Raw genomic sequence first — 833 nt, forward strand, 5'->3', positions numbered from 1 at the left:
TACCGGACGAAGAAGTTCTCCTTAAGATATTTAACCATCCGCTCCACTTTGCCTTTGGTTCTGGCCCTGCGTGGGCGGCAGGCCCGTGGCAGGAAGCCATAGTGGTCGGCCAGCAACAGGAACCCGGAGTTGAACACCACCTTTCCATTGTTATTTTTCAGCACCGCCGCCTTCTGGTTATCAACCAGCACCGTTTTCACGCAGCCACCGAAGTACCGGAAGGCGCGAACCAGCGACTCATAGGTGTGCTCAGCATCCTGCTTTGGCGCAGCGAAGACATGGAAGCGTCGGGAGAACCCCAGCGTATTAACCGCGAAGTTAACTTTACACCGCTGCCCGGCAACCTCTACCTCGACTTCGCCCCAGTCGTGCTGGAGCTGGTATCCTGGCTGGGTTTCGAAGCGAACCGTTCTTTTTGACGGCCGCATTTTACGTTTGGGCTGGATGTAGTAACGCAGCATGGAACGTCCGCCCGTATAGCCCATTGCCTTAATTTCCGCGAGGATAACCTCACTATTCCAGACATTCTCTGCCAGGCGCATGTCGATGTAATCCATAAACGGTTTCAGCTTAACCATTTTGTGGCGAGTCTTTCTGGCTGGCGGTTCAGGGTATTTGAGGTAGCGTCTGACAGTCCGTTCAGAGCAACCAACCTGAGTCGCAATATCGACAATGTACGCACCCTGCTGGCGCATTTGCTTTATCATGTAAAAGTCCTCTCTGCTCAGCATGTTGATGTCCTTTCTGGTGTGAGAACCTCAAGGAAACAACATGTTGGGTGGAGCGGACAATACTAATGGTGAATTACCGTCTTATATCACTGGCGCTAACAC

1 pseudogene is annotated in these 833 nt (G+C 52.5%); it reads right to left on the reverse strand.

The annotated features are described in order from the left end of the window. A pseudogene (gene istA, locus GTGU_RS23465) lies at positions 1 to 731 on the reverse strand (IS21-like element IS21 family transposase); the annotation flags it as partial. Between the last annotated feature and the right edge of the window lie 102 nt (positions 732 to 833).

Origin of the sequence: Trabulsiella guamensis ATCC 49490 (assembly GCF_000734965.1) — a bacterium.
Classification (GTDB): Bacteria; Pseudomonadota; Gammaproteobacteria; order Enterobacterales; family Enterobacteriaceae; genus Trabulsiella; species Trabulsiella guamensis.